Source organism: Cellulomonas sp. P4_D11, assembly GCF_056401915.1.
Map to the genome: position 1 here is coordinate 1 of NZ_JBFUIK010000067.1, position 5,856 is coordinate 5,856.

6 protein-coding genes are annotated in these 5,856 nt (G+C 74.7%); 1 reads left to right on the forward strand and 5 read right to left on the reverse strand.

The annotated features are described in order from the left end of the window. The 3 genes from tilS to dacB form a co-directional block, all read right to left on the reverse strand. A partial coding sequence (gene tilS, locus AC1DT4_RS20050) for a tRNA lysidine(34) synthetase TilS (RefSeq protein WP_477091514.1) occupies positions 1-825 on the reverse strand: 825 nt, incomplete at its 3' end. A gap of 13 nt (positions 826-838) precedes the next feature. Then, positions 839-1,891 carry a zinc-dependent metalloprotease gene (locus AC1DT4_RS20055; protein ID WP_477091515.1) on the reverse strand — a complete coding sequence of 351 codons (1,053 nt, stop codon included), beginning with the start codon at positions 1,889-1,891 and terminating at the stop codon, positions 839-841. A gap of 9 nt (positions 1,892-1,900) precedes the next feature. Continuing rightward, positions 1,901-3,313: a D-alanyl-D-alanine carboxypeptidase/D-alanyl-D-alanine endopeptidase gene (dacB, locus tag AC1DT4_RS20060; RefSeq protein ID WP_477091519.1), complete on the reverse strand. Its 1,413-nt coding sequence runs from the start codon at positions 3,311-3,313 to the stop codon at positions 1,901-1,903. A gap of 165 nt (positions 3,314-3,478) precedes the next feature. Here dacB and AC1DT4_RS20065 point away from each other — a divergent pair, with 165 nt between their 5' ends. Then, complete coding sequence (locus AC1DT4_RS20065) at positions 3,479-3,976, forward strand: inorganic diphosphatase (RefSeq protein WP_477091516.1); 498 nt, start codon at positions 3,479-3,481, stop codon at positions 3,974-3,976. Positions 3,977-4,647: 671 nt separating this feature from the next. Here AC1DT4_RS20065 and AC1DT4_RS20070 read toward each other — a convergent pair. After that, on the reverse strand, positions 4,648-5,115 hold the full coding sequence (locus AC1DT4_RS20070; protein ID WP_477091517.1) for a hypothetical protein: 468 nt from the start codon (positions 5,113-5,115) through the stop codon (positions 4,648-4,650). 178 nt (positions 5,116-5,293) lie between these two features. After that, positions 5,294-5,856: C40 family peptidase (locus AC1DT4_RS20075; RefSeq protein ID WP_477091518.1), on the reverse strand; the 563-nt coding region annotated here is incomplete at its 5' end.

The following is a 5,856-nucleotide window of genomic DNA, read 5'->3' on the forward strand; positions in this document are numbered from 1 at the left end:
GGCCCGCAGCGCGCGCGTGCGCAGGGCGGGCGGCGCCGCAGCCAGCACCTCGAGGTCGAGGCCGTCGTCGTGGGTCGCGGCGGCGAGGAGCTCGGCCGCCAGCGTGTCCAGCAGGTCGGCGTCCTCGCGCAGCTGCGCGGCCGTGCGGGCCAGTGCCTCGGCGACGCCGGGACCGAGCACGCGCTCGAGCGTGGGCAGCGCCTCGCCGCGGACCCGGCTGCGCAGCGCGGCGTCGTCGTGCCCGTGGTCGTTCGTCGGGTCCTGCCACGGCGTGAGGCCCAGGGCCGCGCACGCCCCGACCGTGTCCTGGCGGCGCAGGCCCAGCAGCGGGCGTCGGAACCGCCCGCGGACCGCCGGCATGCCCGCCAGCGCCCGCGCCCCCGAGCCCCGCGCCAGGCCCAGCAGCACGGTCTCGGCCTGGTCGTCGAGCGTGTGCCCCAGCAGCACCGCCGCGGCGCCGCGCTCGTCGGCGACCCGCTCGAGCGCCGCGTAGCGGGCCGCGCGTGCGGCCGCCTCGCCGCGCCCGTCGACCGCGACGCGGACCACCTGCGCCTCGAGGCCGAGGGCCTGGCAGGCCGCGGCGGCCTCGTCGGCGACCTTGGCGGAGCCCGGCTGGAGGCCGTGGTCCACGACGACGGCCGCCGCACTCCACGCGTTCCCGCGGCGCGTGGAGCGCCGTGCGACGAACGCCGCCCCCGCCGCGAGCGCGAGCGAGTCCGGGCCGCCCGAGCACGCGACCAGCACGAGCGCACCGTCGGGCAGGTCGGCGACGGACGCCGCGACCGCCGAGCGCACGGCGGCGACCTGCGGCGCCGGACCGCTCATGCGACCCGCCGGATCACCCGTGCACCCGTCTGACCCACGCGCGCGGGTCGGCGATCTCCCGCGGCAGGGGCAGCCGGTCCGCCGAGGCCCAGACCGCGTTGAACCCCTCGAGGCCGACGTCCTTGCGGACCGCCCGGACGAACGCGGCGCCGTCCCGGTACTGCGCGAGCTTGGTGTCGAGGCCGAGCAGCCGGCGCAGCACACGGTCGAACCCGCGGGCCTTCGCGGCCTCGTCGCGCCGGGCCTCGAACGCCTTCCGGATCGTGCGCACGCTGGGCACCACCCGCGGCCCGACCTCGTCCATCGCCACGTCGGCGTGCCCCTCCAGCAGCGCCATCACGGCCCCGACCTCCTCGAACACCTCGCGCTGCCGGGCGGAGAGCAGGTCGAGCACCCCGACGCCGTCGTCGGCACCCCCCGCCACCGCACGCGAGACCGCCTGCACGAGCTCGCCCACGCGCGGCACCAACGACTTGTCCGCGACCAGGTCCGCCATGAGCTCGGCCGCGCGTCCGCGCAGGTGCTCCGCGAGCCACGGCGCCGCCGCGAACTGCAGCGCGTGCGTCTGCTCGTGCAGCGCGACCCAGAGGCGGAAGTCCGACGGGTCGACCTTCAGGCGGCGCTCGTGGTGCAGCACGTTCGGTGCGACGAGCAGCAGCCGGCCGCGGCCGTCGTCCGCCGTGAACGGGTCGAACTGGCCCAGCACCTTGCCGGACAGCAGCGCGAGGACGCCGCCCACCTGCACCGCGGCGGCGGCCCGGGAGGCCGAGCTCGACGTCGTCGTCGCCAGCGGGCCGGTCATCGCCGCGAACACCTCGGCGTTGGCCTGCGCCCAGCGCGGCCGGTCGACGACGACCACCCGGGACACCTGCGCGGGCGGCGTGCCGTCCGCCGCCTCGAGGCCCGTGATCCGGGAGGCGTGCACGGCCGCGCGGCCGGCGGCGTCGCGCAGCTCGTCGACGAGGGCGGTCAGGGTCGCGCGGTCCGCCGTCGGCCCCGGGGGCGCCAGCCGTCCCGCCAGCCGCGCGGCGAGCTCCCAGTCGACCGGGCCTTCGGGGGTGTCCACCCGGTCAAACTAACCGCAGCCGCAGCCGGACAGCGTGGTGACGAACGAGTCGATGGCCGCGCGGGGTCCCCACTGACCGCCGTCGGGCGTCGCGTCCGCCAGCACCACGAAGACCAGCTGACGGGCGTCGGCGTCCAGCACGGTCCCCGCCAGCGCGGTGACGTGCGGCAGGCTGCCGGTCTTGGCCCGCACCAGGCCGCGGGCGGTCGACTGCGTGTACCGGTCGCTCAGCGTCCCGGTGAGGCCCGCGATCGGCATGCCGGTGGCGACGTCCCGCAGCACCCCGTGCGCCGGGTCGGTGGCCAGCCGCAGCAGCCCGAGCAGGAGGTCGGGCGGCAGCACGGAGCCGGCGCCCAGCCCGGACGCGTCGGACAGGTGCGCGCCCGCGGTGTCGATGCCCTGGACCGACACCGCGTGCAGCACGGCCGTCGCGCCGCCCTCGAAGCTGGGCGGCAGACCCTCGTGGATCGCGACCAGTCGGCTGACCACCTCGGTGATCGTGTTGTCCGACGTGTCGAGGAAGTGGTGCACGATCCCGTCGAGCGGCGCGGACTGCACGACCGCGATCTCGCGGCCGCCCTCCGGCGCGGCGGTCCGGCGCGGCGTGCCGTCGACGGTGATCCCGGCCTCGGTCAGCCGCTGCGCGAACGTCTTGGCCGCTGCGAGCGACGGGTCCGCGTAGCGCGGGGGGTACTCGCCCGGCTTGATCTTCGCGGTGTCGACGGCGAGCGCGGTCACCGGGGCGACGAAGCCCGCCGCGATGTCCGCGGGGTTCCACGTCGGGCTCAGGGCCGGGCCGGTGAACAGGAAGTCGTCGAACCCGAGGCTCACGGTCGTCACGCCCTCGAGCTGGAGGGCCTTGGCCACCTGCGCCGCCAGGTCGGCGAGCCCGGCGTGCCCCTCGACGGCGGTCGGGTCGCCCGCACCCGCCGCGAGCATCATGTCCCCGCCGCCGACGAGCACGAGGGCGTTGCCCGAGCCGCGCACGACGCTCGTCGGCAAGGTCACGTCCGGGCCGAGCGTGTCCAGGGCGGCGATCGCCGTGACCAGCTTGGCCGTCGACGCCGGCGTCCGGCCGGCCTCGGGCAGGTGGCTGCCGAGGACGTCGCCCGTGAGCTGGTCCGCGACGACCACGCCGACGCTCGCGCCCATGCGGGGGTCGGCCACGAGGCCGTCGACGAGCGCCTGCACGCCGGCATCGGCCGGGACCGGCGCCTGCGGGTCGAGATCGGTCAGCGCCGGCACGATGTCCGCCGGCTCGACCGCGCCGGGCGCCGTGGGGAACGGGAGCGCCTCCGGCGGCGCCTCCTCGAGGGTCACCATGCCCGGCACCATGTCGTAGGCGTCGGCCGTCACGTACGCCGCGCCGGCCAGCACGACCACCAGCAGGCTCGTGCCGACGACCCTCGCCGCTGTGGTCATCGTCACCCCGCCCCGCCTGCTCCTCGATGGGACGCCCCGTCCCGCGGTGCGTCAGACTACTGTCCGAGACAAGGGCGCCCCTGACACCCCGGCGCGCCGCACGACGACGAGTGTCGCGCGACCGCCGGTCCCGAACCGGGCGCGGACGTGGGCCGGAGGAGAGCTGTGGAGTTCGACGTCACGATCGAGATCCCGAAGGGCCAGCGCAACAAGTACGAGGTGGACCACACCACGGGGCGCATCCGCCTCGACCGGATGCTGTTCACCTCGACGCGGTACCCCGACGACTACGGCTTCATCGAGGGCACCCTCGGCGAGGACGGCGACCCGCTGGACGCGCTCGTGCTGCTCGAGGAGCCGACGTTCCCCGGCTGCCTCATCCGCTGCCGGGCCCTGGGCATGTTCCGCATGCGCGACGAGGCCGGCGGCGACGACAAGGTCCTGTGCGTGCCCACCGGTGACCAGCGCGCCGCCTGGCGCCAGGACATCGACGACGTCTCCGACTTCCACCGCCTCGAGATCCAGCACTTCTTCGAGGTCTACAAGGACCTCGAGCCCGGCAAGTCCGTCGAGGGCGCCCACTGGACCGGCCGCAGCGAGGCCGAGGCGGAGATCGAGCGCAGCCGCCAGCGAGCGATCGACACGAACTACTACAACCACTAACCCCCTCCCCCAACTCCCCCGCAACGTCCGAGCAGATGTAGGCCCCGACCTCCATCCACTCGGACGTTGCGGCGTTGTGCTGGCGAACGTCCGAGCAGATGGAGGCTCTGGGCCGCATCTGCTCGGACGTCCTGGAGGGTGGCGAGCCGTCCACAGGTAGCAGCCGTCCACAGATGCTCGCCGACCCGGGTTCTGTGGACTCGGTCGTCATCCAGGTTGTGCGGATGGCACCTGACCGATCTGCTCGTGCGGAACGACGCGCGCTGGTCGCCAGCCGAGCCGCCCGCCAGGCGGGACTCCTGACGATGCCGCAGATCCGTGGGCTCGGGATCACGACCGCCCAGATGCGGGCCGAGCTCGATGCGGAGCGATGGCGAGCGATGGGACGGTGCACGCTCGCCGTCGCTCGACCCGGCCCAGCGGACCGGGTCGACTGGTGGCTGGCGGTCCTCGAGTGCGCTCCGCGGTGCGCAGCCGGGGACATCCCACGAGCTGCCCTTGCCGGCATCACCGCCTTGCAGGCCGCGGGCCTGCGAGGCATCACGGACGACGGGCTGATCCACGTCGCCGCACCGAAGTCGTCCCGGCCGCTACCCCCGTCGGCCGGTGTCCGAGTTCACGAGACACGACGATGGCGCGACGACGACGTGCTCGACTCGGGAATCCTGCGATCACGGCCCGAGGTCGCCGCGGTACAGGCTGCGCTGTGGGCGAGGAGCGACCGAGAAGCGTCGCTGTACCTGGTCGCCTCCGTGCAGCAGCGCCTCACCTCGGGCGATGCTGTCTCGGCCGTGCTCGAACGGGTGCGCCGTGACAGGCGGCGATCCCTGCTGCGCACCGTCGTGAACGAGATCCGGGATGGCGTGCAGTCGCTGAACGAGCTCGACTTCGCTGCCCTGTGCCGACGACGGGGACTCCCGGAGCCCGATCGGCAGGTCCTCGTCACACATCCCGGCGGCCGGGCGTACCTGGACGTCCGGTGGCGACGATGGCGCGTGGTCGTCGAGATCGACGGCATCGGCCATCTGCAACCCGACCGGTGGATCGACGACAGCCTGCGGCACAACGAGATCGTTCTCGCCGGCGACGTCGTGCTCCGCGTGCCGAGCCTCGGCCTCCGGATCGACCCAGAGCCGCACCTTGCCGCTGTGGAGCGCGCCCTCCGACAGGCCGGCTGGTCCCGCCGCTAACTAACGTCCGAACAGCTGTAGGCCAGGACCGCCCCCCGCTCGGACGCTACGCGTGCCGTGAGCACGACGTCCGAGTAGATGTGGGCCGGGGCCTCCATCTGCTCGGACGTTGCGGAAGTGGGAGGGGTTACGGGCGGCCGGCGTAGGGCATCGTGCTGCCCCAGCGCATGCTGGTGACCCGGAGGGGGTCGCCTGGCTTCGAGGCCTCCATGATCTGGCCGTTGCCCGCCCAGAGCGCCACGTGGTAGATCGCGTCGGCGTTGTTGGGGTCGGTGGACCAGAAGACGAGGTCGCCGGGGCGCAGCTCGTTGTAGCTGATCTTGAGGACCTGCTTGTACTGGTCGCGGGTGGTGCGCGCGAGGTTGACCCCGGCGGTGCGCCACGACGCCATGGTCAGGCCCGAGCAGTCGTAGCCGTCGGGTCCGGCACCGCCCCAGATGTAGGGCAGGCCGATCTTGGTCTGCGCCCACGCCAGCGCCGCGGCGCCGCCGCCCGCGGACCCGCGGGACGTGCCGGTGCCGAGCCCGTACCTGGGGGGCGTCGGGGTGGTCGGCGGCGGGGTGGTGGTGACCGGCGGGGCGACGACCGGCGGCGCGGTGGTCACCGGGGGCGTCGTGGTCGAGCCGCCGCCCGACGCCGGCGGCGCGGTGGTGACGGGCGGCGCCGTGACGGCGGGAGGAGTGACGACGG

Coding starts and splice junctions, on each gene's coding strand:
- dacB (WP_477091519.1), bottom strand. CDS start 3,313: ATGACCACAGCGGCGAGGGTCGTCGGCACGAGCCTGCTGGTGGTCGTG.